We start from the raw sequence: 23,884 nt of genomic DNA, 5'->3' as shown, positions 1-23,884 counted from the left end.
AACACTCAAAAAAGAATTAGAAGCTAGTCGGAAAAAATACCGGCCGGCCGTATGATGAGTGAAGCCCTTCTCGTGATGAGGAGGGTTTTGTTTGTCATGCGTTTGCCACTTATTAACGAACGCAAGTTCGTTTTTGGACAAACTGAAACTTATTTGGAATAACATGAGAAAATTCTGACTAAAATGGTTTTAAATAATAATTAAAGCGTGTTTTAATAATTATTTAAAAAAATTTTGTGTGCTCAATGCATGATTTAAACGGTTTTCGTCAGGGTATACACAAAATAGAACAAACATTTCACTTGTAAACTGTAAGTGGCTGTAGTATATTAAGGCAAGATAAGCATAAATTTTCCACCTGTTTTCGATTGTGTTTTGTGGTATAATTTATGTTTTTGCTTGGAGGGATGATTATGGGTGTTAGGAGTTGGTTTGGTTTAGATGAACAGTTTTATCTTGAAAATGAGATAAATCATTGTTTAGATGAACTTTTGAATCAGTATCGACAAGCACTTCATAATTACTTTGGAATCGAACATTCGGAAAGCATCAAACAATTTCAAAGTAAGATTATGGCTAAAAGTTGGGAAAAACATCAAATAATGTTTATTGAATGGTTGTTTGATGAGGGTATCAAAGCTTTTGAAATATTGAATAGAGAAATTACTAATGACCCTCAACTTATTTCTTCTATAAAATATCAACTTTATGTCTTAGAGCCTGAGTTGGATAATGACTATCCTGATGATTTACGGGATTGCTTAATTTCTATACCGGATAGTATAAGCGAGTATTTTAGTTCATACGACGAAATATCGTCTGGTTATGAAACAATAGAAGAGATAAATGTAAAAGTTAAGAAGTTAATTCAAGAGCTTGTTTCAGTGGCAATTACAAATAAAGAACATTCTTACATGCATATTGATAATGTTAAGGCGACAAATATTGAAATATCTTTTAATAAAGAAATTCAACAAGAAAGCTCTCAAATGAAACAAGATTATATTAAGAGAGTGTGCCAACAAAATTATGGTAAAGAATATTTGGGTTCTGCATATCAAAAAGCAGAACCTTTTTTTTGGAGGGAAATAGGTATTTATGAATACAACCACAATTTACAAACAGTATGAGATAGCTTATAACAGTATTCAATTACAAAACGTACAACTCGAATCTCTAAATTGTATTAACCGAGGTATTGAAGAATTTGATGAAAATAGTGAGTTGGATTTGGAATTTTTCCGTAAAGTAGACCTAGAGAACGAAACAAAAGCAAAAATTAGTTTAAAAGCAATAGTAGGTTTTAAAGAAAAAGGTCCTTTCTTAATAGAGATGGTATATAGTGGTGAATGTACTTTACTAGATAATGATGAAATGCTCAATTTTAAAGACTACTGTGACAAACAAGTGGTGCCATTGTTGCTTCCGTACATAAGAGAGAATGTTTCTAATACTCTGATTAGAATGAGTTTGCCTAATTTTACTGTTCCTACAATAGATGTTGTTGCATCTTATATAAAAAATGAAGAGTCTACTAATCTTGATGAGGATTGACTTTGATGATAAAAGTAAAAACGGTTTCTTTCAAAAGAACAGATCATGATATGTCTCCATTTATGATGGATGCAGTAGAAAAGGTGGCAGATCATTTTAGTGTTCAAAGAGATAAAATATATGTTAAAGATTTTTTGCTGATTTTTAAAAGATCAAAGTTTTGGAAAGTTGACAATTTACAAGAAGATTTAAATATGTGGAAGAATAGTTTTATGAGAGATTATAAAGATAGAGTTAAGCTATCAGATATAATTGTAGATTCATTCATTCAATGTAAAACAAAAGATGAAATTGATAAATTACGAGGGGCTTTATTAGAAGCTATATTAATTGGTGCTAAAGGTGGATTCAATGGAATAGATTCTCGATCTGAAATGTCCCGAGGGTGGGGTGCTAGAGTCTTCTTACAAAAAAGTGAAAAAGGAGTAATTTATAACTGCACAGAACATAGAGAAGATACTTGTACTACTAGGTCAACCGTTGATTATGGTCAATGGAATGGATACCATGGTCAATTTTTTGAGTGTAAGGTTAGTCCGAAACGTATAGGTTGTAAAGAAGTAAGATACATGGAATTTCTAAAAAGTCAATTAAAATCTCATGATATTAGTCATGAAATTTTCTTTTTATGTGCAGAATCACAATTTAACGTTAAACTAAAATTAGAAGAGCATGGATTAGGCCCTTTATTTAAACCTTTAGGAAGAGAAGATATTAGTAATATGCTAGCGTAATTAAGTCCATTATTATGGGCTTTTTTATATTACCCACTTTTTCTACAATTTATCCCACTTCAATTCACCTTTTATCAATAAACATCTCACAGCTGCGCGAATATCCTCTTCGCTCTTTCCTGGTTTTCCTTTTCAATTGTTCAATGGAGGGATTTTTCCCAAAGCGGGTCATATTAAAAATAATCCGATACACTTTCCGTTCAAAATCGGTCATTGCAATTCAACTCCTGTAAGGATGATATACGAACGTAGATTCTGTTGTCAAAAAATCTGATTTGGGGACAGTTGGGGACGAATTGGGGACCAACTTGTTCATTTTTAGCCAAAACAGAAGATTTATTATCAGAAAGATTGGTCAGCAAACCTTATAAAATAAGGTTTCAAAATAAAACGTCCGTTCGTATCAGAAGATAATCACTACCTTGACAGGGTAGAGGTCGCTGGTTCGAGCCCAGTCGGAATCATCCACGGCGGTTAGAGGCGTTATATCAACGTTTCTAGCCGTTTTTTATTGCGTTGACTTAGTCGTATTAAGGCGCAGGGTAGCGGTTCTACCAACGACAAGGTAGCGGTTTTTATTTCGGTAACTTAACCGAAATGGAGGCGGTAGTATGTCCGCAAATAGAACAGGAAAACGCCTCAAAAAGGAACGTACTTTACGGAAGACTACGAGTAATCTCGATGTGCTCTACGGACTGAAGACAGTCTATCCTATTGAAAACATAGATAAAGCCCTTCTCATAAGAGAAGGGCTTTCTTTTATCTTGAGGGATTCAATGTGTTGTTTTATTTGTTCTGTAACTTGTTTAAGGCATTAGGAGGTCTACTATCAGGATTAGAGAGCCCTTTTTTTATTTTACTAATGTTTTTTGGATCACTCAGAACAGAACTATACTTTCCGACCTTTTCGGCAAGTGCTGTCTGACATGTTACTCAGATTTCACGCACTATATAAGCCCATCTCTTATGAGAAAGGCTTTCATATTTTGGTCTTCTGGGAAATTTGAATACCGGCTCGTAGAATAATGAATGTACTTAATCTTTGAATATCTCAGGAATTTTATTTCTCCATATTAATAATAGCTCTTTAAATTGGTCTGTTTCTATTGAGTTTTTATAAGGGTCATCGATCAAAAAAGGGTTTTCAACATCGGTAACATCTTTTTTTATCAATACACTTATCCCGTTTAAATCAATTTCAAAATCCTCATGTATCCCCTTTAAAACATTTTGAATGTATTCTATATACTCATCAGTTTGTTCTATTGTTGTAATATTTTCAATGAAGTCAGAGAAAAGACTGATTTCTTCTGGTAAAACTATTTTTATATCACCAAATGGATCTTTATCAAACCTGTATGAATATTTCATGTATCACGTTCACCTTTTAGATTATTTTTTATATAACGGATATGCTGTTGCTATTGTTCCGTCACTATTTAAATACATTTCAATTTTAATTCCTGTTGAAGTGATTCCCCTATACTTATTTGAACGTACTTGTTTTCTAGTATGATAAGCTTCGTCAATTGCTTTTAATACATCAGCGCGGTTCCATTCCCTTGGAAAGAAACTTGAATCCGCTATCTTTTTTACAGACCCGACTTCAACTTTCGCCATATACACTCCATTTTTGTCAGGTTTCTTTTCTGTACCTGGTATAATCTTCCCACCCATCATGCTTTCATGGTGGTAGCCAACTGCTTTACCGCGTTTATTAACTTCTCCATGATAAATATGTTTCATTGTACCGGCGGTATACTTGCTTTTTCCTGTACTAAAATTTGAAGTCACAGATTTACTGAGCTCACTCTCTTTTTGCTCTTCAATAATACTTTTCAACAAAGGCGTATTCTTCACATTGTGAGTATTTTCAATATCCTGTGCTATTCCGGCAAGCGCGGGTTGGTACTTATTTTTCGAAACGGAATTGATATAATTTTTTCCTTTTTCAATCCCGGTTTTTACATGTTTTGCAGCCGCTTTTTCACCGGCTTCCAAGACGTTATCCACTTTGGCGGCACCTGTTTTGGCGAGCTTGCTTGATACTTTTACAGCTGAGCCGGAACCTTTTAGTCCGACGATGCTCCCGATGGCGTAAGTGATGTAATGTGATCTAGAATACGCATCCCCGTTAACCATTTTATCATTCCATGAATCCACCAAGTTTGTCCATATGATTTTTGCGTAGGAGGGCGTGTTCAGCACAGTCGATATGGTTTTAGCGACTTTTTGTTCATCAGAGAGATGGTAAAAATCCCATGCGCCGACAGCGAGATCTTTGACGCCTGTTATGGTGTCTTTTCCCACATCATAAAGGCCGACGCCTATTCCTTTGACGATATCCCAAGCCGTTTCTCCGACTTCTTCTAGCTGTTTTGCTTGTTCGAGCTGCATCACATATTCCACCTGAGCGGGTTCAAGGTTTTCATAGCCGATCTTCTTCGCGATTTCCAAATACTCATCCGGATCGGTTACACCATCGGCCAGCTTTTTCTTCAGATCCTTGATTTCACGCTCTTTCGCCTCTTCCTTTTTAATCGTCAAATAAGCATCCGAATGTCTTGCAATCTCGCCTTTTTTCTTATGGATGTCGCTTTCACGGTATGCCTTGGCGTTGTAGTGAAGCGGCGTGGCGCTTTTTCCTTTGCCCGTGGCGTTTTGGAGCTGCTCAAAGTCGGCTTGGATGAACTGTTCGTTCGCTTCGGTTTCTGCGTATTCTTTCGTTAGATCGTGATCAAGCTTGCCGAGCTTATGTATCGTTTCGCTTCTTTTTTTGTCAGCTGAAGACAGCTTCTGATCTGTGCTTTCCGTTGAAAATAGATCAAGCGAGATGATGTCTTCGATCTCCCTGAGGATGGACCCCATGTCCTTTTTTTGCCCTTCCATAATCGCCTTTGATTTGCTGAGGGCGTGGGTGAGTTCATGCTCCAGAAATGATTCCTCCACATGCGAACTGGAAAGTCCGGCATCTTCGACCTTGCCGGGAAGGCTTGTGAGAAATGCGATTTTCATATCGATCAGATCAAGCCAGCTGTCTGTGACGCCGGCGTGGTCCTGGAAAAAGGCTTTGATGTTGTCGGCGCCCCGGCCTGAAAAGTCGCTGTCACCGAGGTCAGCCATACCTTGAAACGCTTTTTTTAGATTGACCATCTGGCCGCGCAGTTCTTTGTATTCACTCGCACGCTGTTTGGCGGCGGCGAGGAGGGTGGTTGCTTCGAAAACTCTCATGACCATATCCTTTCATACGAAATACTTTAACAAGATATTACCATGGAAGAATGAAGAAAAAGATCGCTGTGCGATTCAAAAGGGAAAAATGAATAGTTTGGCCTGAGTCTTTTTGCTTTTCCCTGAGTAATTAAACATTTAAGTAATGAGGGTTATCAGCTGGTAGCTTGCTTGGAATCACCCGGCAGCGTTTGAGGCCCCCTTGTTACTTTTGGAATGCTCAAGCCGATTAAAAAGGTTGGGACAGTCGCATTGTTTTTGCTCGGACATGTACAAGCTCTTAAAAAAGAATTAGAAGCCGGCCGGAAGAAGTATCGGCCGTATGATGAATGAATCCCTTCTCGTGACGAGGAGGGTTTTTGTTTTTAAGATGTATGGCCTGTCTGCTGGCATTTACGGGCCGAAAACAGCAACGAAACTTAAATCAGCATTGAAATAATAAAAGGCTGTTCTCTTTTGAAAGGAAGTCCTATGTTTGCCACTTAGTAATGAGGAGGTTTTTTAAAAAGATGTAAACATTTTCAAATCTTTCAATATATGATAATATCATCCTACAGAAAAAAAGACATACAGGCAGACCCGTACGTCAAAAAATAATTCATCTGTAGTTTATCATATTGCAGGGAGAAGTAAAATAATTATGTTCTACGGGTTGTCCTGAAAAGGAGGACCAAAATGACTAAAAGACCAGTAACAGTTTTGGGCTATGAATTATGTACACCTAAATTTACAGGAGAAAGTTGGGATGAAGATAGGTTCGATAATGAACTTTTTGAGACATATCTTAATTTAATTCTTGAAGTACCCCTAAAAGAAAGGGCCCTTAAGGTTAAGAAAGAAAATAAAATGATTAACCTTCTATCATTGAATCAGTCAGAAGATGCAGACTTTTTGGAAGGGGTTTTTTCTACAGCGAAATATGGTAAGGAGCAAACAATAATCGATGTACCAAATCAAGAAGAAGCTGGCATAAAAGAAAAAGATCATGGCGTACTAAATGAAGTTTATTTCCTTGTTCATAAAAAAACTGGATTATTTCTTATTGAGAAAGATTCAGAGGGAGTAGCAAGGGCTTCAATGATTAGGAGGTTTTTAAAGTTTCATAAAGAATTAATATATGACTATATCGCTAAATTTAATGCTCAATTCACTCCTATAAAAATCATGAAGTACAGCTTTATTAGAATAAATTCATTGCCGAGTAAAACATTTTTTGAAGAATTAGAAGAGTTTTCCACTATAAAGGATGCTTATTATTATAAAGATTTTGAGGCAGAAACAGGTAAAAAAAATAATGAAGCGGCTGACTTGTTTTATCACTACAAAGTCGCTAAAGAAGAAGGAGTAGAAGACATAACCCGTGTTAAAGTCTCCTTTGAGAATAAAGTTAAAAAGGGTTCTGTAAAACATGTAAAGAGTTTTTTTCAAAAGTTATACGAATCTCAAAATTATGATGGTATTGGTGTTAGTGGTCAACTGCGTTCCGGAAGACAAAGAACTATTGAATTGGAAAATATTCAAAAAGGGTATGACATCAGTGTGGAGCATCATGAAAATGGATCGCCTTCTCTTCAAGATTTATTTAACGAGATGGTTAAAAAATGTAAGAGAGATAATCCGATAGATTATAAGAAAGATATAGAACAATATAAGGGAGTGCTTATAAATGACAATGACACAGAGGAGGATCAGGCGGGTTAAAAAAGATAAAAGTGATAAATTAAACAGAGATTTGTGGGAAATAATTAAAGATTATAAGAGATACACAACAAAAAGCGAATGGAGATTTTATTTTATATCTATTTCTCTGACTTCATTAGTTATGTTTTCATTAATTGCGTGTTTTATTGACACTAATAAAAACCTTTTAAATTCAATTAATGAAATAACTACGGTTTCTCTGACGATTGTTGCAATATTGACAGGATTTAATACAACTTCTTTATCAGTTATTGCTTCAAGTAACAACAAGATTTTAAAATTTCTAAAGAGTAAAACATTAAAAAATAATGTATTAGATTCAAAAGACTCTATTTTAAAACAAATTTTAGTTTTCTTTTCATTTTCAATGATTTATGGACTCTTTATTTTGTTTATTGGAATCTTAATTATCTTGTTATTTAAATACTTATATAGTTTAGAAGAATTTCCGGAGTTTCTTGAGATGATGTTTGTTAAGGTGTCGGTACTATTATTTGGGTTCTTTTGGTTAGCTGCAATACTTTTCGCTTTAGTAACTTCTATAAGAAATGCTAGTTTGTTGTATAGGTATGTTCTTTTTATAGCTGATTATAACGAAGACAACTGATCAATTTTCCGCTGATCGATAACCTTTCGTTAAAATAGTTCATTTCGGTTTCAGTCCAATTGGAGTACGAACGACACGGCTCTTTTTTTAATTAGATTTGGGGACAGATGGGGACGAATTGGGGACCAACTTGTTCATTTTTAGCCAAAACAGAAGATTTATTATCAGAAAGACTGGCCAGCAAACCTCATAAAATAAGGTTTTAAAATAAAACGTCTGTTCGTATCAGAAGATAATCACTACCTTGACAGGGTAGAGGTCGCTGGTTCGAGCCCAGTCGGAATCATAGCCAAAACCCTTGCGTAGCAAGGGTTTTTTACTTTCTCTTAATATAGCCGGTTTATCAAATTCGCAAGTTGTTGGCAAACTGTTGGCGAACTTGATTTTTTGGCTCGAAATTTATTGTCCGTATCTCTTTTTAGGGTCAAAATTGTTGAAAAGTTCAGCTGGTGATGCCGTCAAGTAGATCCAAACCGCACTGTCGGTATTGCATTTCTATCCGGCCACAAACTTCGGTATCAATATAAAAAGGCCCTCTCATAAAATGGGGGCCTTCAGTGTTCTTTTAAATAGCTTCTTTTAGTTGTTCTATTACACTTTTCAACCATTCTATAGGTGGTAAGCCAATTGTCGGGAAATATATTTCTGCATTACACTTTATAATGTCTTCCTTTTCTTCTATAGTTAAATCGCTATTTAGAAACTCTTCGCAATACTTTACTGTAAATAGCAGACCTTCTTTACTAATTTCCTCAATAAATTCCTCTAAGGCATGCTCAGGGGATTGGATATCTTGATGAAATGTTGCACCTAAAAAATTTTCTAATTCATCTAAGAAATCATACCTTTCATCCATGATACTTCCTCTCTTTCTATTTGGTTGGATATCCTGTAAGGATAAAGTTACCGTTATTATCTTTTTTGAGTATAATTTTTGCGTTTGTAACGTTTTCTACTAGATCTGAATTTCTTGATACACTTCTGCCGATTATTTCTCCATCGCCCTTGTATCTTAACATTAATTTAGGTTTTTTAGGATCATCAATCCAATTTTCGATTTTCTTTATATTTTTTGGATCGTTTAAAACTGAATTAGCAATTCTTTCAGCGGTAGCCCTATCTTTAAAAGTAGATGAAGCTGTAATATGTGGGTTAGGATCAGTTTTCAGTCTTTCTATTAATTCTTTATCTGTTTTCCCAACATGTCTTTCTATAAGGTGTCCGCCTTTTGCTTCGTGAGCAGCTAAGCCACCGCCCGGTGCGAGAGGACTGCTGTCTCCTTGTTTAACACTATGTATGCCGTTATTGTCAGAAGTCACAGATTTACTGAGAACACTTTCTTTCTGATCTTCAATAATACTTTTCAATAAAGGCGTATTCTTCACATTGTGAGTATTTTCAATATCCTGTGCTATTCCGGCAAGCGCGGGTTCGTACTTGTTTTTCGAAACGGAATTAATATAGTCTTTTCCTTTTTCAATCCCGGTTTTCACATGTTTTGCAGCCGCTTTTTCACCGGCTTCCAAGACGTTATCCACTTTGGCGGCACCTGTTTTCGCGAGCTTGCTTGATACTTTTACAGCTGAGCCGGAACCTTTTAGTCCGACGATGCTCCCGATGGCGTAAGTGATGTAATGGGATCTTGAATACGCATCCCCGTTAACCATTTTATCATTCCATGAATCCGCCAGGTTTGTCCATATGATTTTTGCGTAGGAGGGCGTGTTCAATACAGCAGATATGGTTTTAGCGACTTTTTGTTCATCAGAGAGATGGTAAAAATCCCATGCGCCGACAGCGAGATCTTTGACGCCTGTTATGGTGTCTTTTCCCACATCATAAAGGCCGACGCCTATTCCTTTGACGATATCCCAAGCTGTTTCTCCGACTTCTTCGAGCTGTTTTGCTTGTTCGAGCTGCATCACATATTGCACCTGAGCGGGTTCAAGGTTTTCATAGCCGATCTTCTTCGCGATTTCCAAATACTCATCCGGATCGGTTACACCATCAGCCAGCTTTTTCTTCAGATCCTTGATTTCACGCTCTTTCGCCTCTTCCTTTTTAATCGTCAAATAAGCATCCGAATGTCTTGCAATCTCGCCTTTTTTCTTATGGATGTCGCTTTCACGGTACGCCTTGGCGTTGTAGTGAAGCGGCGTGGCGCTTTTTCCTTTGCCTGTGGCGTTTTGGAGCTGCTGAAAGTCGGCTTGGATGAACTGTTCGTTTGCTTTGGTTTCTGCGTATTCTTTCGTTAGATCGTGATCAAGCTTGCCGAGCTTATGTATCGTTTCGCTTCTTTTTTTGTCAGCTGAAGAGAGCTTCTGATCCGTGTTTTCGGTTGAAAACAGATCTAGCGAGATGATGTCTTCGATCTCTCCGAGGATGGAGCGCATGTCCTTTTTCTGCTCTTCCATAATCGCCTTTGATTTACTGAGGGCGTGGGTGAGCTCGTGCTCCAGAAATGATTCCTCCACATGCGAATTGGAAAGTCCGGCGTCTTCGACCTTGCCGGGAAGGCTTGTGAGAAATGCGATTTTCATATCGATCAGATCAAGCCAGCTGTCTGTGACGCCGGCGTGGTCCTTGAAAAAAGCTTTGATGTTATTTGCGCCCCGGCCTGAGAAATCATTGTCACCAAGATCAGCCATGCCTTGAAACGCTTTTTTCAGATTAACCATCTGGCCGCGCAGTTTTTTGTATTCACCCGCGCGCTGTTTGGCGGCGGCCAGGAGGGTGGTTGCTTCGAAAACTTTCATGACCATATCCTTTCATGCGAAATACTTCAACAAGATATTACCATGGAAGAATGAAGGAAAAGCCAAATAAGTATTTTGAAAGTGCAAAATGATTAATTTGTCCTGGGTAAATTTACTTATTTTAAGATCGGGAATTGGAGTAGAGTTAGCTTTGGGTTGAATCGGTTGTTAGAACATCATGTGACGCACCTCCTTTGAAAAGCATACACACATATTAGAGGGCTGAAATTCACCCGAATGAATTGGGATACGGCGGCCCAAACGGCTTTCCGCATGGAACCAACCTGGGCAACTGGTCAACAGCTTTAAAAACTTCATCTTAACAGGGAAGTGCGGCGGGCATTGGGAATATAAAGGAATATAGGCTTACAGCAATGAAGGATGTATGAAAATCCGTCAGACGGCGAAGGAAAGGCAATCTCCATGTGTTGTGACAGTTCGAATGCGGGTGTATGGAACTTCCCATTCATCCGAGTTATGTCAGAGGGACGAAAAGACTTTTTTTGAGGAGGAAGCGGAATGATTGAATTTACACGGCCATCGCCTATGAAGAAAACATGCACGATGCACCCGGGAAAGGAATCTGTCAGAGCGGTTTCGTTTACTGATTTTAACGGCAATTCTGTAACAGTAACCCTTTGTCAAATGTGTCTGGCTGAATTAAAAATGAAAGCCGCGACTGAATACAGGAGCATGACAGAGGAGCGGGCCAAACTGAATCGTTTCAAGATTGGTGATCATGTGTATTTAGAGCATTTGGGAGTCGTCAGCGAGATAAAAAACATGGAAGGCGTTCAAGTGGCAAACAGGACAGACGCAGACGGAGTCCGGAAGGCTACCCCTAAGGAAATCGCAGAATACAAAAAACAGGGGAAGCATTAATTAAAAAACTATTCAAGTCAATCATTCTATCAGCAGTACTTACGGAGAGCGGCGGCCGTTGCGCCGTCTGCCCGCCGCATGGTCCAGCTGGCAAAATGAATTCGGGTGGAGCGGCGGGGCGGCTCCGGCAAGAAATCAAACGCTGTATCACATGGGTTCTTCTCGAAATATCTGCCGGAAATTAAAATTTCAGCTGCTTTCCTAACTGTCACGGAAAACATCTCACAGGAAATATATTGACTTTCATCCTGTTTGTAATGTTAATTAGAAGATGTATACAAAAACATTATAATGAGGAGGTCTGGATGTGAAAAATAAAACGAGAATACAAGTTGGACTATGCATTGGACTTTTATGTTTAAGCTTTACCGGTTTCAATCCTTTATTCGGCTCAGCGCATGCTGAAGCGAAGTCTATAGAAAACACAAAAATGACAAGCTGTATAACGGATCAAAAATTTGTTCAGCTTGAGAAAAAATTTGATGCCAGGCTTGGGGTTTATGCGATTGATACGGGGTCAAACAAGACAATCGCCTATCGGCCGAATGAGCGGTTTGCTTACGCATCAACTTATAAAGTTCTGGCCGCGGCTGCTGTTCTGAAGAAAAGCTCAAATGAAAAACTTAATGCCATCATCCGCTACAGCAAAGACGATTTAGTTACATATTCTCCAATCACAGAAAAACACCTGGATACAGGCATGAGCCTGAAAGAAATCTCAGAAGCCGCTGTCCGTTACAGCGATAATACCGCCGGGAACCTATTACTGCAGCAGCTTGGCGGCCCTAAAGGTTTCGAAAAATCACTGAAACAGATTGGGGATCATGTAACGAAAGCGGATCGATTCGAGACGGATCTAAACTCTGCGATTCCCGGGGATCGTCGTGACACAAGCACAGCAAAGGCACTGGCAACCGATCTTAAAGCGTTCACTTTGGGTAACACTCTCACGACTGACAAGCGCACGATCTTAACGGATTGGATGCGGGGCAACGCTACCGGCGATGAACTGATTCGGGCAGGCGCTCCTGCAGGATGGGAAGTCGGCGATAAATCCGGAGCCGGAAGTTACGGGACGCGAAACGACATTGCCATCGTTTGGCCGCCTGACAGAGCTCCGATTGTTTTGGCAATCCTGTCAAACCGATTTACGGAAGATGCCGATTATCATAATGCTCTTATCGCTGAGGCTGCAAAAGTCGCTCTTCATGATCTTAAATAAACATTGCCGTTCATTTTTTATGAACGATTTTTTTATATGTTGAGAATGCGGTATGCCGGTTTCGATGTTATAATGTAAAGCCATAAAATGATGGGAAGAGGGGGAGTTTCGATGCATTACATAACGGCATGCTTAAAAATCATCAGCGATAAAGACCTTAATGAAATAATGAAGGAATTCAAAAAACTTGAGGAAGAAACGAACAAAGAAGAAGGCTGTATTCAGTTCCATGCTCATCCGCTTGAACCATCAGAACGCAAAATTATGCTTTGGGAGATTTGGGAAAACGAAGAAGCTGTTAAAGTCCATTTTACGAAAAAACACACAAAAGACGTTCAAAAACAAGAATTAACGGAAGTAGAATGGTTAATGAAAAGCAATGTGAATAAGTAAAAGGCTTTGTCTGTTGTTGGCCGACTCTGCCGGCAACAATCATCAGTTTCATTCATTAAAACCCTTGCTGCGCAAGGGTTTTTTACTTTGAAAAGTTCTTTATATCGCAGTCTTTTTATGGGTAAGGAACAGACTTGGAATGAAGATGGCCGCAAGGATGATGACGGATACTAAGAATCCGGCATGGTAGCCTTTTAAACTGTTCGGAATCGTTGGCTGCAATCCTTGTATGACAGTTGCGGTAACGGTTGCGATCACAGCTGACCCAAAGCTGGAACCGAGGTTTTCAATCATATGAATACCGACACCTGCTTCCGGAAGCCGTTTGCTGTCAAGACCTGTATAAGCGTCACTCATTAATGGGAGCATAATTCCTCCAAAACTGGTGCCGCGGATAAATAATACGACGGAAATCCAAATCATACTTGTGTTATCGGTGATAAAAATAAGGGGGATAGATCCGATCAGCGAAAGAACAAGACTGACCGTAACCACGTATTTCGCACCGATCTTATCAATCATTTTTCCGATCAGCGGACGAGTCACGAGCATTCCGACTCCTTGAGGGATTAAAGCGAGTGCTGCTCCGACTGCCGTGAACTGACGAATGTTTTGAAAAAACAGCGGAAGTATTAACATCGGCCCCATGATGGCAATATTCGCTAAGAACAACCCAATTGAAGAAGCTAAGAAGCTCTTGTTTGCAAACAAATTCATAGGCAGCACGGTTTGGTTTTTCTTGATCAGATTATATACAAGATAAATGACTGCTGAAACAAGACCGATGCCCGCCCATAAAATGGTGTCGCTATTGTTAAATGATGCATGATCCGCCGCTTTCGTAATACCGTACATCAATGCCGCGCTCATTAATGACAAATTGATAATCCCGAAAATATCGAGTTTACGATCTTTGTTGAATGGTTCAAAGTCTGGAATGGTTTTCATCATAAGCGGTGCGGCAATCAAAGTGATGAACACGTTGATGTAAAAAATCCAATGCCATGAAGCGCCTTGGACGATGAAGCCTCCGATGACAGGTCCTAAGATCGGGCCGAAGATCATAGGGGTGCTGACAATTGCCATCACTTTTCCCAGGTTTTCCGGACCTGCCGTTTTAACCAAGAGTGTTGACATAAGCGGAGTGATAATGCCGGCGCTGAATCCTTGAAGCAAACGGAAGAAGATGAAGCTGGAAACGTCACGGCTCATTCCCGCAAAAACAGAAATGACACCAAAGGCGATGACTGAGCCGATGAAGATTTTCTTACCGTTATATTTATTCATAAGCCAGCCGGATACGGGTACTGCAATCGCAAGTGCTAACATATAGCCTGTAACGGACCACTGAATGGTATCCAATGTTGTGTTGAAGTCTTTGGTCAGTTTGGCGATGGCGATGTTTACCATCGTAGAGTCAAGCATTGGAGCAATTGCTCCCAGTGCAATAGCCCAGGCGGCTGTGAGAACTTCTTTTGGCAGCCGAAGTTCCTTTCTTTTATGTGTTGACATATTATTCCCCTCTCAAAATTGCTGTATTTGTTTCCTTGTCAACAAAATAATAGAGTGATTTTGTTTCTTTGTCAACAATAAGAGGGATATAAAAAGGCAGCCCGTTTTCATGGAGCGGGGCTGCCTATGGTTTTATTCATATTTATTCCGATTTCATGTCTGCACCAAGTTTCTTTATTTCTGAATCCAAATGCCTGCTGTATGTTTCCACGAAGCTCAGCATTGTGTCAAATTGTTCATCGGTTACTTGTTCAAACACGATTTTGTCCCGTTCTTGAAACTCTTTGTGCAATTCCTCGTGAATTTTATAAATGACTTTTCCTTGCTCGGTAAGCCTGAAATAGATTTCTTTCTTGTTAAGCGGCTTCTGATAGCTTTCGATAAGGCCTTTGTTGATAAGCTTCTTCGTTAATTTACTTATAGCGCCTCTTGTCATATAAAGGGACTCCGCAAGTTTTGTCACATTGGCGTCTTCAATTTTTTCGATGAATTCGATGCAATGCACTTCAGAAGGTTTATGCCCCTTAAGGCTTTCTTCCATCTTCAGTCTATTCAGCCACACCATCTTGTTAAAAAAGTCCCTGAAATCCGTGAGGAGCTGTTCTTTTTTGTCCATGGCCCGTCCTCCTGCTTGGTGGTGCTTACACAATATTATAAAATGTTTGTTTCTTTTTCAACAATCGTAAAGTTATTATTTAGGAACTGAGAGATAGTGCGCAGAAATAAGAAGGAGGGGGAACAGAAGAAGTATTCTATTTAAAAAGCGGCTTTTTAACCGAAACGTGGTTTTTCGGGTATGTTTCTTTTCGTATTCGTTACTTGCTCTTTTTCATAACAGGCCAACTCTGCAGCCTTACAAAAAAGCAGGCTGCGAAAAGAGCCTGCTTTAGAATTGCATCAATCATTTTCCTGTTGCGGCGTCATGAAAAGCGTCAATTGCGGTTGTGTATTTCAAGACGTTTTTAGACACTTTGGCGGTTGCGCCTAATGGATACGCGTCTGACAGAACGCTGGAGTGAGCTTCGGGTTCCCAGTAAAATACGCCGGTTCCTTTGCCGTTCGGAACGGCTTTCACCAGTTTTATGGTGTCTTTTATGGTCCAGTAGGAATCTTTCGGATTATTTTCATCTCCGCCCAGTTCAACCACCATGACTTCCTTGTTATAGCGTGAGGCGATGTCATTCAAATTAGATGATAAATGGCCGGTGAGCTCCCAGTACGGCTTACCTTCCCAATAGGGATAGAACGAAACACCGATGATGTCGGTTTTTCCTCCGTTTTTAAAGAATTGATCAAACCACCATCTGAATAGGCTGTTGTCCGTGCCGTGTGCCAAATGGCTGATGACCTTGGTGGCCGGGCTGACGGATTTCACGGCGTCATAGCCTTTGTTCAGTAAGCCGGTCAATTTGCTGAAATCGCTCGTGCTGCCGTCGGGCAGTAAAATTCCTGAATTCATTTCATTTCCTACTTGCACCCAATCAGGGGAGATGCCGTGATTTTTAAGTTCTTTCATGACATCGTACGTATGGTTATACACGGCTGCCTGCAGCTGGCTGTTTGAATAGCCGGTCCATTGGTTCGGCTTGATCTGGTGGCCGGGATCAGCGAACACGTCACTGTAATGGAAGTCAACCATTACTTTCATTCCTAACGCTTTTGCCCTTTTGGCCGCCGCAAGTACGCCCGCTTTGTCACTATAGCCGAGCATGGTCCATGTTGTGCCGTCTTTCAGCCAATAATAGCTGCTTGGCGGATTCACAAACACTCTCAGTCTCACGGCATTTATTCCGTGATCTTTAAGGATCTGCAAGGCATCTTTCTGTTTCCCGCCGTCATCCAGCCAGCGTACACCTTCATCCTCCATTTGTTTCAGCCATCCTATATCAGCGCCATAGGCAAACGGGGCATCCGCTTTTGCTTTAGGAGACTTCTCAAAGAATGTAAAAGCAGTGAAAATGAGAGAAAGACAGATTGCGTTTACAAATACACGTTTCAATCGGTTTTTGAACATCACAATACCTCCTGATAAAAAAGATTGTTGATTGATTTCACTCTGAATGTTTCAGCTGCCATTCTCCAATAACGTCGTGAAACGCTGAAACGCCTGAATTCCTTCGGGTGTCATTTTAAAAACGCCTGCATCGGTCAGCGCGCGTAAAAATACATTCGCGGTTTCTTTTTGTAAAACAGCGGCTGCATTTTCCGGTGTCACGTCTTTATCCGCTTTGATGTTTTCAGCCCACGGAAGATGAATGTCCTTGATGTCATGAGGTTCATTCAGTAAATACTTTTTCACTTCTGCCAGCTCACCTTTCAGGCGGGGAGGTAAAACGGCGAGCCCCATCACTTCAATCAGACCGATATTTTCTTTTTTGATGTGATGGACATCCTGATGCGGGTGAAAAATGCCATCCGGATAATCTTCGGAGGTGCGGTTGTTTCTGAGAGCGAGATCGATTTCAAAATCCGTTCCCCTGCGTCTGGCAATCGGGGTGACGGTATTATGGGGTTCATTTGTCTTCGCGATGATGCTGACGGTTTCGTCTGAATATTCCTGCCACTTTTCAAAAACATACGCAGCGGCATCTGTCAGCAAATCCGGATCTTTTGCGCGAAGGCGGATCACTGATACCGGCCACTTTACGGCTTCGGCCTGAACGTCTGGAAAATGACGCAGATGAAAAGGGTAGAGGGAACCCGCTTTTGCCATCGGAAACTCATGGGCGCCGCCTTGATAATGATCGTGTGAAAGAATGGAACCTCCTACGATCGGCAAGTCTGCGTTTGATCCCGCAAAATAATGTGGGAAGATTTCCGTAATGGCCAGAAGCCTTCTGAAGCTGTCACAGCTGATGTTCATCGGCTTGTGCACGCTTGAAAGAAAGATGGCATGCTCGCTGTAATACGCATAAGGAGAGTATTGAAACCCCCACTGTTCTCCCGCTAAGTCAAGCCTGATGATGCGGTGGTTTGAACGGGCGGGGTGATGCGGTGTTCCGGCGTACCCCTCGTTTTCCATACAGAGCAGGCATTTCGGATACCGGTTTTCCGGACTGTTTTTTACCGCGGCGATGTCTTTGGGGTCTTTTTCCGGTTTTGATAGATTAATGGTGATGTCCAATTCCCCAAAAGGTGTTATTGAGCGGTACACGATATTTTTTCGAATGGCCCGCGTCTTAATATAGTCGTTGTTTTGGCTCAGTCGGTAAAAATAATCTGTTGCTTTTTTCGGGCAATCTGATAACAATTCGCTGAAGGCGGCATTGATCAGAGAAGGGGCCGGTGTGATCACGTCCATGATTCTGCTTCCCAGCATGTCTCTTTCAGCAGGCGTATCGTTTATGATTGACCGTTTTACCGCGTCTTTCACCATTTCGTCCACATAGTGAAGCCTGTTTTGTTTCTTGATATGTTTCGGTTCTGCATAATCCGTCAGTCCGAGCAGATCGAGAAGTCTGTTTCTTGTATAAATCACATCTGTTTCATTTATGTCGCCTAAGACAGTGCTTTCTTTCAGAAACCCTGCCACTGATTCAAAAACGTCAATGACCGCCGCCTCCATTTCATTTGTCCTTGTATCCGTTAGGATGATGCCGATGCCAATTCCATGCTGACGCAATGATTTCCGATATGTCCGTTTGTTTCGGATTCCAGCCGAGAATGTTCCGCGCTTTATCGCCGGAAGCGATGAGGGCGCTTGGATCACCGGGTCTTCTTGCGGCCGCTCTTACTTTTATGTCTCTTTCGGTCACTTGCCGGGCCGCTTCCGCCATTTCTGATACGGAAAACCCGCTGCTTGATCCTAAATTGAAAATGCCGCTGTCTCCGCCGTTTTGCAAATATTCCAGAGCGAGAATATGGGCATCGATTAAATCGGAAACATGAACATAATCGCGGATGCACGTGCCGTCTTTTGTATCATAGTCAGTGCCGAATATCAAAACCTCCTCGCGCTGACCGAGCGCCGTTTGTAAAAGGATAGGGATAAGGTGGGTTTCCGGATGATGATCTTCTCCGATGGAACCGTCCGTTTTCGCGCCGGCAACGTTAAAATACCGGAGCGAGACATATTTTATGCCGCAGGCGGTTTCACACCACTTCAGCATTTTTTCTGCCATGAGTTTTGATTCGCCGTATGCGCTTTCCGGCTTTTCCGGCATGTCTTCTGTGATGGGCGCTTTTTCAGGTTCGCCGTAAACAGCGGCGGATGAAGAAAACACAATGTGTTTCACCCCGAATTCCTGCATGGCCTCCAGCGTAATTTGCGTACCGTACACATTATTATTGAAATATGAAAGAGGGTCTTTCATTGATTCGCCGACAAGGGATTGAGCGGCAAAATGGAGAACGCCCGTTACGTTCTCCTTCGCAAACACAGAGCGAAGAAACGGTTTGTCACGGATATCTCCATGGTAAAAAACGGCTTTTTCATGAACGGCTTTCCGGTGGCCTGTCTGGAGATTATCCACAGCTATCGTTTTAAATCCTTTGTTTACTAATTGATCAACCGCATGAGAACCGATATAGCCGGCTCCGCCGAGAACGAGAATCGCCATGATTTATTTTCCCCTCCATTCAGCCGCGCCATCGCTTATATCCGCGATGTAGAAAGAAGCTTCAAGACCTGTCCTGCTGCGGTAGTGAGATGAAACGGCCCGGATAAAGCCGGCGGTTTCTTCACTTTCCACAATGGCTATGGCGCAGCCGCCGAACCCCGCGCCCGTCATCCGCGCTCCGAGTGCTCCTTCTTTCCAGGCTGCTTCAGCCAGCGCGTCTAATTCGTCACCGGTCACTTCGTAGTCATCACGTAAAGAACGGTGCGACGCATTCATCAGCTCCCCGAACGTTTTCAAATCATTCGATTTGAGAGCTTCCGCCGCTGAGAGGGTCCGCTCGTTTTCATTGACCGCGTGCCGGGCTCTTTTACGCAAAGTTTCACGGGAGAGAAGAGGTTCGAGTTCGTTGAATTCTTCTCCCGTCAATTCCGCAAGTGATGCGATATTTTGATATTGCCGCAGTTCCGTGAGAGCCGCGTCGCATTCGCTGCGGCGTTCATTATACTTTGAAGCCGCCAGCTCCCGGCGCTTGTTCGTATTCATAATGACGATTTTATATCCGTTAAAAGCAGCCGGAATCATTTCGTGCTCAAGCTTATCGCAGTTTAACAGAATGGCCATGTTCTTTTTGCCTTTTTGCACTGCGAATTGATCCATAATCCCTGAATTCACGCCGATAAATTCATTTTCGACTCTTTTTCCGATAAGCGCCAGTTCAGTATCGGAAACATCCAGGCTGAATAACTTTCTTAAAATGGAACCGGTTAACATTTCAATGGAAGCAGAGGAGCTTAAACCGGCTCCGTTTGGAATCGTACCGTGAAAAAGAATATCCATTCCGCTGTCTATTTGGCCGCCGGCTTCAAGAAGGTAATGGACCATCCCCTTCGGATAATTGGCCCAGCCGTCTTCTTTTTTGTATGCAGTGGCGGAAAGATCAAGGCAGACAATGCCGCTGTCAGGAAAGTTTTCTGAGTATAACCGGATCTGGTGATCTTCGCGTTTTGCGCATACGGCATATGTTCCGATCGTGATCGCGCATGGAAGAACGTGACCGCCTATATAATCCGTATGTTCCCCGATCAGGTTGATCCGGCCGGGTGCGAAAAACAGTTCTCCGTTACTTCTCTTGAAAATGTCTTCGAATCTTGATTTCAAAAGTTTGGCATCCATGGTAAACCTCCGATTCTATTTTGAGGTATGCTCCAGTATGAACTGAATGGCTTTTTGTGAATTTCTGGTGAGACTGATATATTCCGCTCCTTTCGTTGCGACGAGTTTCACATGCAGGCGGTCCGCATCTTCTTTAATGTCATCATAATAAGAGCCGACTTGCGGAGCCAAAATGATCATATCGAAGTCTTTCATGATGTCGTAATGGGATCCGTAGGCGCCTGCTGAGGCGGTGATCGGCACGTTGTATTCTTCGGCTCCTTCTGTCAGTGCGTTCGCAAGCATAGCGCTCGTTCCCGCTCCGGCGCACAGCACTAACACATTGGTGCCGTGTTCCAAGGCGGATGAGGATTCCTGAAAATTTGTGCTGATGACGGAAGCCGCGTCTTCTGAGGCGCCGGCTATTACGGGCTGTATCTCCCGGGATTTTTGCGGCGCGGTTTCAGGCTCGGTGTGTTGGGTTTCTTCCGCCGCTAATACTTTGTCATAAGCTTTACAGAATGGCAGGTATATCAGGAAATCGACAATGATTAATACAGCTGTCAGAACAAAAGCCGAGAGCCCCATGCCGGTTCCGAGAATCAAGCCGGCGGGCGCCGGGGTGGCCCACGGAAGAACATACATAAAACTGTTCATTCCGATGACATCCACGAAAAATTTAAACAGACAGACATTCACCATCGGCGTTACAACAAACGGAATGAAAAAATAAGGATTTAAAATGATCGGCGCAGCAAAGAGAAGAGGTTCGTTTACTGCGAAAGACACCGGAACTGCGGATGCTTTTCCGACTGCTTTCAATTGCTTGGATTTTGCGAAAAGCAGAAAGATAAACGGAACAACAAGGGTTGCGCCGGTTCCTCCCATTGTGCCGACGAAGTTCCCGAGTCCGACGGTCAGCACGTTGGACGCCTGCTCACCGGCATTATGAAGCTGCAGGTTCGCCTCCACATTTGCGTAAATAATAGCTGCGATGGCCGGCTCCACAATAGATGGTCCGTGAACGCCGACAAACCAGAACAGCGCCATCATTCCCCAAATGACACAAATCCCGAGATAACCGTCTGCGGCGGTAAAAAACGGCGATAAGAGAGAGGAGAGAGCCTCTGCAAAAGATACGTTCAGCGTATTCCTGATCAATAAATCAACGATCACCATGGCCAAAACGGAAAAAGCGAACGGAAAAACATCTTTAAATGTTTGTGAAATGGTACCCGGCACTTCTTTGGGCATTTTAATCGTAATATTTTTCAGCACGCAGAATCTGTAAACGTTCACCGTTATGAAAGCGGATACAAAAGCGGCTAAAAGACCTTTTGTGCCGAGATATTCCGTGGAGAACCCGCCGTCGATTTGAGTGACGCTTAAAATGAGAAACCCGACGACTGAAGCAAGCATCGCTGAAACGGGGTTGATCCCTTTGTTTTTCGGCATTTTTCGGTTTATTGATTCACTCAGGCACTTCGCACTTGTTGCCGCAACGATCAGGCCGAGGGTGCCCATTGAATAGTTATAAACTTTCCAAAGCCATTCAGAAACACTTTTAGGCCAAGTGAAACCCAACACTTCCGGCACAGCGGCGGTGAGGATGAAAATGCTGGCGAATAAAATAACCGGCATGGCAGTTAAGAAGCCGTCGCGGATCGCGCCTAAATAAATGTTTCTTGAGATTTTTTCAAAAAACGGTTTTCCCTTTTCGATTTGCTTGATGATACCGTTCATTTTTCCACTCCTTATCGGCGGCTTCGGTAGAGTTCTATAAAATCCTGAATAAGATCACGGAGCAAAAGGGTTGTCATCAAGTGGTCCTGACCGTGAACGAAAATAAACCCTAATTCCATGTCCTTGCCGTCAGCTTCTTCAGCTAACATTTTCGTTTGCGCATTGTGGGCGAGGGTTAAATTTTCATCGGCGCTTTTCAATGCTGCTTCCGTGTTTTCGAAGTTTCCGGCACGGACTTCTTTCAGGACTTTCAATAAAGTGCTTCTGGCGTCGCCGGCATAGGCGACGATTTCAAAACCGAGCATCTGCAATTCTTCCTTTGTCATGAAAAAACCTCCTAAAGATGGCACACATGATGAAAAGAGATTCTTTTCACCATGTATGATCGTTAAATGATTGTTTTTGTTTCACTTACAAGTTTGTACCAGTAGGCCGATTCTTTCGGATACCGTTTTTGGGTGTCGAAGTCGACGTAAAAAAGACCGTAACGTTTGTTGTAGCCGTTGGTCCATGAAAATAAATCCATTAAGGACCATAAGAAGTACCCCTTTACATTGACTCCGTCGGTAATCGCTTTACTGACGGCTTCTAAATATACTTTTAAATAGTCGATTCTTGCCTTATCCATAATGATGCCGTCTTCAAACTCATCTTTATAGCCCATGCCGTTTTCGGTAATGTAAATTTTGTTATATTGCGGATAGTCCCGTTTGATGCGCATCAGCATGTCATACATGCCTTCAGGATAAATGAGCCAGTCCCAATCGGTCCGCTTCAGGCCTTCTTTGTAAATTCGTTCGCCGATTCCTTTTACTTTATAGACCGAAGTGCCCTTATCGCCCGTTCCGTTATGGTGAATAACGGTTTCTCCGTCGTACGCTTTGACGAAATGGCATTGATAATGATTGATGCCGAGATAATCATTGCGCGTCGAGGCTTTTTTCATCACGTCAAAGTCACTGTCTGAAAACTCGTATGAAGCGCCGTTTGCCTCACAGATTTCATCCAGAGCACGCATGGTTTCCTCAGAATAATAGCCAAGGTAGGTGGCATCGAGGAGGAATCTCACTGATAACGCGTCATCCAGAAAACAGGCGTGGCGGTCTTCTTCTGTGCCGCTGGCGGGATATTTTGTTTCCAATGAGTGGACGACCCCGATTTCTCCCGGATAACCGCCGTCTTTAAAAAGATTGACGGTCATCGCATGCGCTACCATCATGTGATGGAGGCATTGAATGACTTTTGTGATATCACTTTTAATAGATGGCGGGAAAACCCCGAGTAAATACTGGTTGGTGGCTGTGGGATAAATTTCGTTAAACGTGCTCCAATATCTGATTTCGCTGAATTCTTTAAAGCAAAACTCCGCATAGCTGACGAACGCTTCTATTGCAGCGCGGTTGAGGAAATCTCCCTGATCAAATAATCCTTTCGGTGTATCGAAATGATGCAGCGTGACAAAAGGGGTGACGTTGCGTTTATGGCACTCTGAGAAAATACGATGATAGTAATCCACACCTTCCTGATTGATTTTGCCCGTGCCGTCGGGGAAAATTCTCGTCCAGGCTATAGAAAGGCGGATGCCGTTTATTCCGAATTTTTCACATAGTTTAATATCTTCCGGAAACTGGCGGTAAAAATCACTTGCCGGATCAGGGCTGAATCTTCCCTGTTTTTCAAGAAATTCATCCCAGGCCACAGGCCCTTTGCCGCCTTCTTTTGTGGCGCCTTCCGCTTGATATGCCGCAGTCGCTCCGCCGAAAATAAAGTCATGAGGTAATTTGAGCATTACTGAATCCTCCTTCGCCAATGTGTGAATTGTAGTTTGTTAATGTTTG

At 41.8% G+C, this 23,884-nt stretch carries 21 protein-coding genes; 8 read left to right on the top strand and 13 right to left on the bottom strand.

Annotation, left to right across the window (positions count from 1 at the left end; genetic code table 11):
• The first annotated feature begins 413 nt into the window (after nt 1–413).
• The 3 genes from MJQ52_RS05160 to MJQ52_RS05150 are packed head-to-tail and all read left to right on the top strand — an operon-like array spanning nt 414 to nt 2,288.
• Complete coding sequence (locus MJQ52_RS05160) at nt 414–1,130, top strand: hypothetical protein (RefSeq protein WP_096034924.1); 717 nt, start codon at nt 414–416, stop codon at nt 1,128–1,130.
• Nucleotides 1,099–1,554 (top strand): protein-export chaperone SecB, encoded by a 456-nt coding sequence (locus MJQ52_RS05155; RefSeq protein ID WP_096034925.1) that lies wholly within the window; start codon nt 1,099–1,101, stop codon nt 1,552–1,554. Before MJQ52_RS05160 ends, MJQ52_RS05155 begins: the two co-directional genes overlap by 32 nt.
• A gap of 5 nt (nt 1,555–1,559) precedes the next feature.
• A complete protein-coding gene (locus MJQ52_RS05150; protein WP_145979851.1) occupies nt 1,560–2,288 on the top strand; it encodes a hypothetical protein in 729 nt (242 codons plus the stop codon).
• 1,035 nt (nt 2,289–3,323) lie between these two features.
• Here MJQ52_RS05150 and MJQ52_RS05145 read toward each other — a convergent pair.
• Nucleotides 3,324–3,659: a tRNA-Val4 gene (locus tag MJQ52_RS05145; RefSeq protein ID WP_096034927.1), complete on the bottom strand. Its 336-nt coding sequence runs from the start codon at nt 3,657–3,659 to the stop codon at nt 3,324–3,326.
• Nucleotides 3,660–3,680: 21 nt separating this feature from the next.
• Complete coding sequence (locus MJQ52_RS05140; RefSeq protein WP_096034928.1) at nt 3,681–5,519, bottom strand: T7SS effector LXG polymorphic toxin; 1,839 nt, start codon at nt 5,517–5,519, stop codon at nt 3,681–3,683.
• Nucleotides 5,520–6,194: 675 nt separating this feature from the next.
• On the opposite strand from MJQ52_RS05140, the gene MJQ52_RS05135 reads away from it, so the two are divergent.
• Both MJQ52_RS05135 and MJQ52_RS05130 read left to right on the top strand, forming a co-directional pair.
• Entirely contained in the window at nt 6,195–7,220 is a 1,026-nt protein-coding gene (locus tag MJQ52_RS05135; RefSeq protein WP_096034929.1) for a hypothetical protein, read from the top strand.
• Nucleotides 7,186–7,827, top strand: coding sequence for a hypothetical protein (locus tag MJQ52_RS05130; RefSeq protein WP_096034930.1), 642 nt, complete (start codon nt 7,186–7,188; stop codon nt 7,825–7,827). Before MJQ52_RS05135 ends, MJQ52_RS05130 begins: the two co-directional genes overlap by 35 nt.
• Before the next feature lie 565 nt (nt 7,828–8,392).
• Here the strand turns inward: MJQ52_RS05130 and MJQ52_RS05125 are convergent.
• Complete coding sequence (locus MJQ52_RS05125) at nt 8,393–8,683, bottom strand: contact-dependent growth inhibition system immunity protein (RefSeq protein ID WP_025851902.1); 291 nt, start codon at nt 8,681–8,683, stop codon at nt 8,393–8,395.
• Between the two features lie 16 nt (nt 8,684–8,699).
• Nucleotides 8,700–10,583: a ribonuclease YeeF family protein gene (locus MJQ52_RS05120; protein ID WP_094247047.1), complete on the bottom strand. Its 1,884-nt coding sequence runs from the start codon at nt 10,581–10,583 to the stop codon at nt 8,700–8,702.
• A 519-nt stretch (nt 10,584–11,102) separates the two neighbouring features.
• Between MJQ52_RS05120 and MJQ52_RS05115 the strand changes: the two genes are divergently transcribed.
• From MJQ52_RS05115 to MJQ52_RS05105, 3 genes are all read left to right on the top strand, one after another.
• The gene (locus MJQ52_RS05115) at nt 11,103–11,465 is read left to right on the top strand and encodes a hypothetical protein (RefSeq protein WP_094247046.1); all 363 of its coding nucleotides are present in this window, start codon (nt 11,103–11,105) and stop codon (nt 11,463–11,465) included.
• A 301-nt stretch (nt 11,466–11,766) separates the two neighbouring features.
• Entirely contained in the window at nt 11,767–12,687 is a 921-nt protein-coding gene (bla, locus tag MJQ52_RS05110) for a class A beta-lactamase (RefSeq protein WP_094247045.1), read from the top strand.
• Nucleotides 12,688–12,798: 111 nt separating this feature from the next.
• Complete coding sequence (locus MJQ52_RS05105; RefSeq protein WP_094247044.1) at nt 12,799–13,080, top strand: putative quinol monooxygenase; 282 nt, start codon at nt 12,799–12,801, stop codon at nt 13,078–13,080.
• A gap of 99 nt (nt 13,081–13,179) precedes the next feature.
• Here MJQ52_RS05105 and MJQ52_RS05100 read toward each other — a convergent pair whose 3' ends face one another.
• The 9 genes from MJQ52_RS05100 to lacG form a co-directional block, all read right to left on the bottom strand.
• Nucleotides 13,180–14,592, bottom strand: coding sequence for an MDR family MFS transporter (locus tag MJQ52_RS05100; RefSeq protein ID WP_094247043.1), 1,413 nt, complete (start codon nt 14,590–14,592; stop codon nt 13,180–13,182).
• Nucleotides 14,593–14,734: 142 nt separating this feature from the next.
• A complete protein-coding gene (locus MJQ52_RS05095; protein ID WP_003154948.1) occupies nt 14,735–15,208 on the bottom strand; it encodes a MarR family transcriptional regulator in 474 nt (157 codons plus the stop codon).
• 285 nt (nt 15,209–15,493) lie between these two features.
• Nucleotides 15,494–16,606 carry a glycoside hydrolase family 53 protein gene (locus MJQ52_RS05090; protein ID WP_069473341.1) on the bottom strand — a complete coding sequence of 371 codons (1,113 nt, stop codon included), beginning with the start codon at nt 16,604–16,606 and terminating at the stop codon, nt 15,494–15,496.
• A 51-nt stretch (nt 16,607–16,657) separates the two neighbouring features.
• Nucleotides 16,658–18,157, bottom strand: a complete 1,500-nt coding sequence (galT, locus tag MJQ52_RS05085; RefSeq protein ID WP_094247042.1) for a UDP-glucose--hexose-1-phosphate uridylyltransferase — start codon at nt 18,155–18,157, stop codon at nt 16,658–16,660.
• Nucleotide 18,158: 1 nt separating this feature from the next.
• Nucleotides 18,159–19,151 carry a UDP-glucose 4-epimerase GalE gene (gene galE / locus MJQ52_RS05080; RefSeq protein ID WP_094247041.1) on the bottom strand — a complete coding sequence of 331 codons (993 nt, stop codon included), beginning with the start codon at nt 19,149–19,151 and terminating at the stop codon, nt 18,159–18,161.
• A 3-nt stretch (nt 19,152–19,154) separates the two neighbouring features.
• Nucleotides 19,155–20,324 (bottom strand): galactokinase, encoded by a 1,170-nt coding sequence (locus tag MJQ52_RS05075; protein ID WP_094247040.1) that lies wholly within the window; start codon nt 20,322–20,324, stop codon nt 19,155–19,157.
• A 15-nt stretch (nt 20,325–20,339) separates the two neighbouring features.
• Nucleotides 20,340–22,046: a PTS lactose transporter subunit IIBC gene (locus MJQ52_RS05070; protein WP_094247039.1), complete on the bottom strand. Its 1,707-nt coding sequence runs from the start codon at nt 22,044–22,046 to the stop codon at nt 20,340–20,342.
• An 11-nt stretch (nt 22,047–22,057) separates the two neighbouring features.
• Nucleotides 22,058–22,372, bottom strand: coding sequence for a PTS lactose/cellobiose transporter subunit IIA (locus MJQ52_RS05065; RefSeq protein WP_007407323.1), 315 nt, complete (start codon nt 22,370–22,372; stop codon nt 22,058–22,060).
• 62 nt (nt 22,373–22,434) lie between these two features.
• Nucleotides 22,435–23,835: a 6-phospho-beta-galactosidase gene (lacG, locus tag MJQ52_RS05060; protein ID WP_057080073.1), complete on the bottom strand. Its 1,401-nt coding sequence runs from the start codon at nt 23,833–23,835 to the stop codon at nt 22,435–22,437.
• Between the last annotated feature and the right edge of the window lie 49 nt (nt 23,836–23,884).

It is taken from the genome of Bacillus sp. jun7, from assembly GCF_051034795.1.
GTDB lineage: Bacteria > Bacillota > Bacilli > Bacillales > Bacillaceae > Bacillus > Bacillus velezensis.
The sequence above is the reverse complement of the archived record's forward strand: the minus strand, read 5'-3'. Positions and strand labels throughout refer to the sequence as shown.

Bases quoted from the DNA above. Each gene is read 5' to 3' on its own strand.
- MJQ52_RS05160 (WP_096034924.1), top strand. From the start codon at position 414: ATGGGTGTTAGGAGTTGGTTTGGTTTAGATGAACAGTTTTATCTTGAA.
- MJQ52_RS05155 (WP_096034925.1), top strand. From the start codon at position 1,099: ATGAATACAACCACAATTTACAAACAGTATGAGATAGCTTATAACAGT.
- MJQ52_RS05150 (WP_145979851.1), top strand. From the start codon at position 1,560: ATGATAAAAGTAAAAACGGTTTCTTTCAAAAGAACAGATCATGATATG.
- MJQ52_RS05145 (WP_096034927.1), bottom strand. From the start codon at position 3,659: ATGAAATATTCATACAGGTTTGATAAAGATCCATTTGGTGATATAAAA.
- MJQ52_RS05140 (WP_096034928.1), bottom strand. From the start codon at position 5,519: ATGAGAGTTTTCGAAGCAACCACCCTCCTCGCCGCCGCCAAACAGCGT.
- MJQ52_RS05135 (WP_096034929.1), top strand. From the start codon at position 6,195: ATGACTAAAAGACCAGTAACAGTTTTGGGCTATGAATTATGTACACCT.
- MJQ52_RS05130 (WP_096034930.1), top strand. From the start codon at position 7,186: ATGACAATGACACAGAGGAGGATCAGGCGGGTTAAAAAAGATAAAAGT.
- MJQ52_RS05125 (WP_025851902.1), bottom strand. From the start codon at position 8,683: ATGGATGAAAGGTATGATTTCTTAGATGAATTAGAAAATTTTTTAGGT.
- MJQ52_RS05120 (WP_094247047.1), bottom strand. From the start codon at position 10,583: ATGAAAGTTTTCGAAGCAACCACCCTCCTGGCCGCCGCCAAACAGCGC.
- MJQ52_RS05115 (WP_094247046.1), top strand. From the start codon at position 11,103: ATGATTGAATTTACACGGCCATCGCCTATGAAGAAAACATGCACGATG.
- MJQ52_RS05105 (WP_094247044.1), top strand. From the start codon at position 12,799: ATGCATTACATAACGGCATGCTTAAAAATCATCAGCGATAAAGACCTT.
- MJQ52_RS05100 (WP_094247043.1), bottom strand. From the start codon at position 14,592: ATGTCAACACATAAAAGAAAGGAACTTCGGCTGCCAAAAGAAGTTCTC.
- MJQ52_RS05095 (WP_003154948.1), bottom strand. From the start codon at position 15,208: ATGGACAAAAAAGAACAGCTCCTCACGGATTTCAGGGACTTTTTTAAC.
- MJQ52_RS05090 (WP_069473341.1), bottom strand. From the start codon at position 16,606: ATGTTCAAAAACCGATTGAAACGTGTATTTGTAAACGCAATCTGTCTT.
- galT (WP_094247042.1), bottom strand. From the start codon at position 18,157: ATGGAGGCGGCGGTCATTGACGTTTTTGAATCAGTGGCAGGGTTTCTG.
- galE (WP_094247041.1), bottom strand. From the start codon at position 19,151: ATGGCGATTCTCGTTCTCGGCGGAGCCGGCTATATCGGTTCTCATGCG.
- MJQ52_RS05075 (WP_094247040.1), bottom strand. From the start codon at position 20,324: ATGGATGCCAAACTTTTGAAATCAAGATTCGAAGACATTTTCAAGAGA.
- MJQ52_RS05070 (WP_094247039.1), bottom strand. From the start codon at position 22,046: ATGAACGGTATCATCAAGCAAATCGAAAAGGGAAAACCGTTTTTTGAA.
- MJQ52_RS05065 (WP_007407323.1), bottom strand. From the start codon at position 22,372: ATGACAAAGGAAGAATTGCAGATGCTCGGTTTTGAAATCGTCGCCTAT.
- lacG (WP_057080073.1), bottom strand. From the start codon at position 23,835: ATGCTCAAATTACCTCATGACTTTATTTTCGGCGGAGCGACTGCGGCA.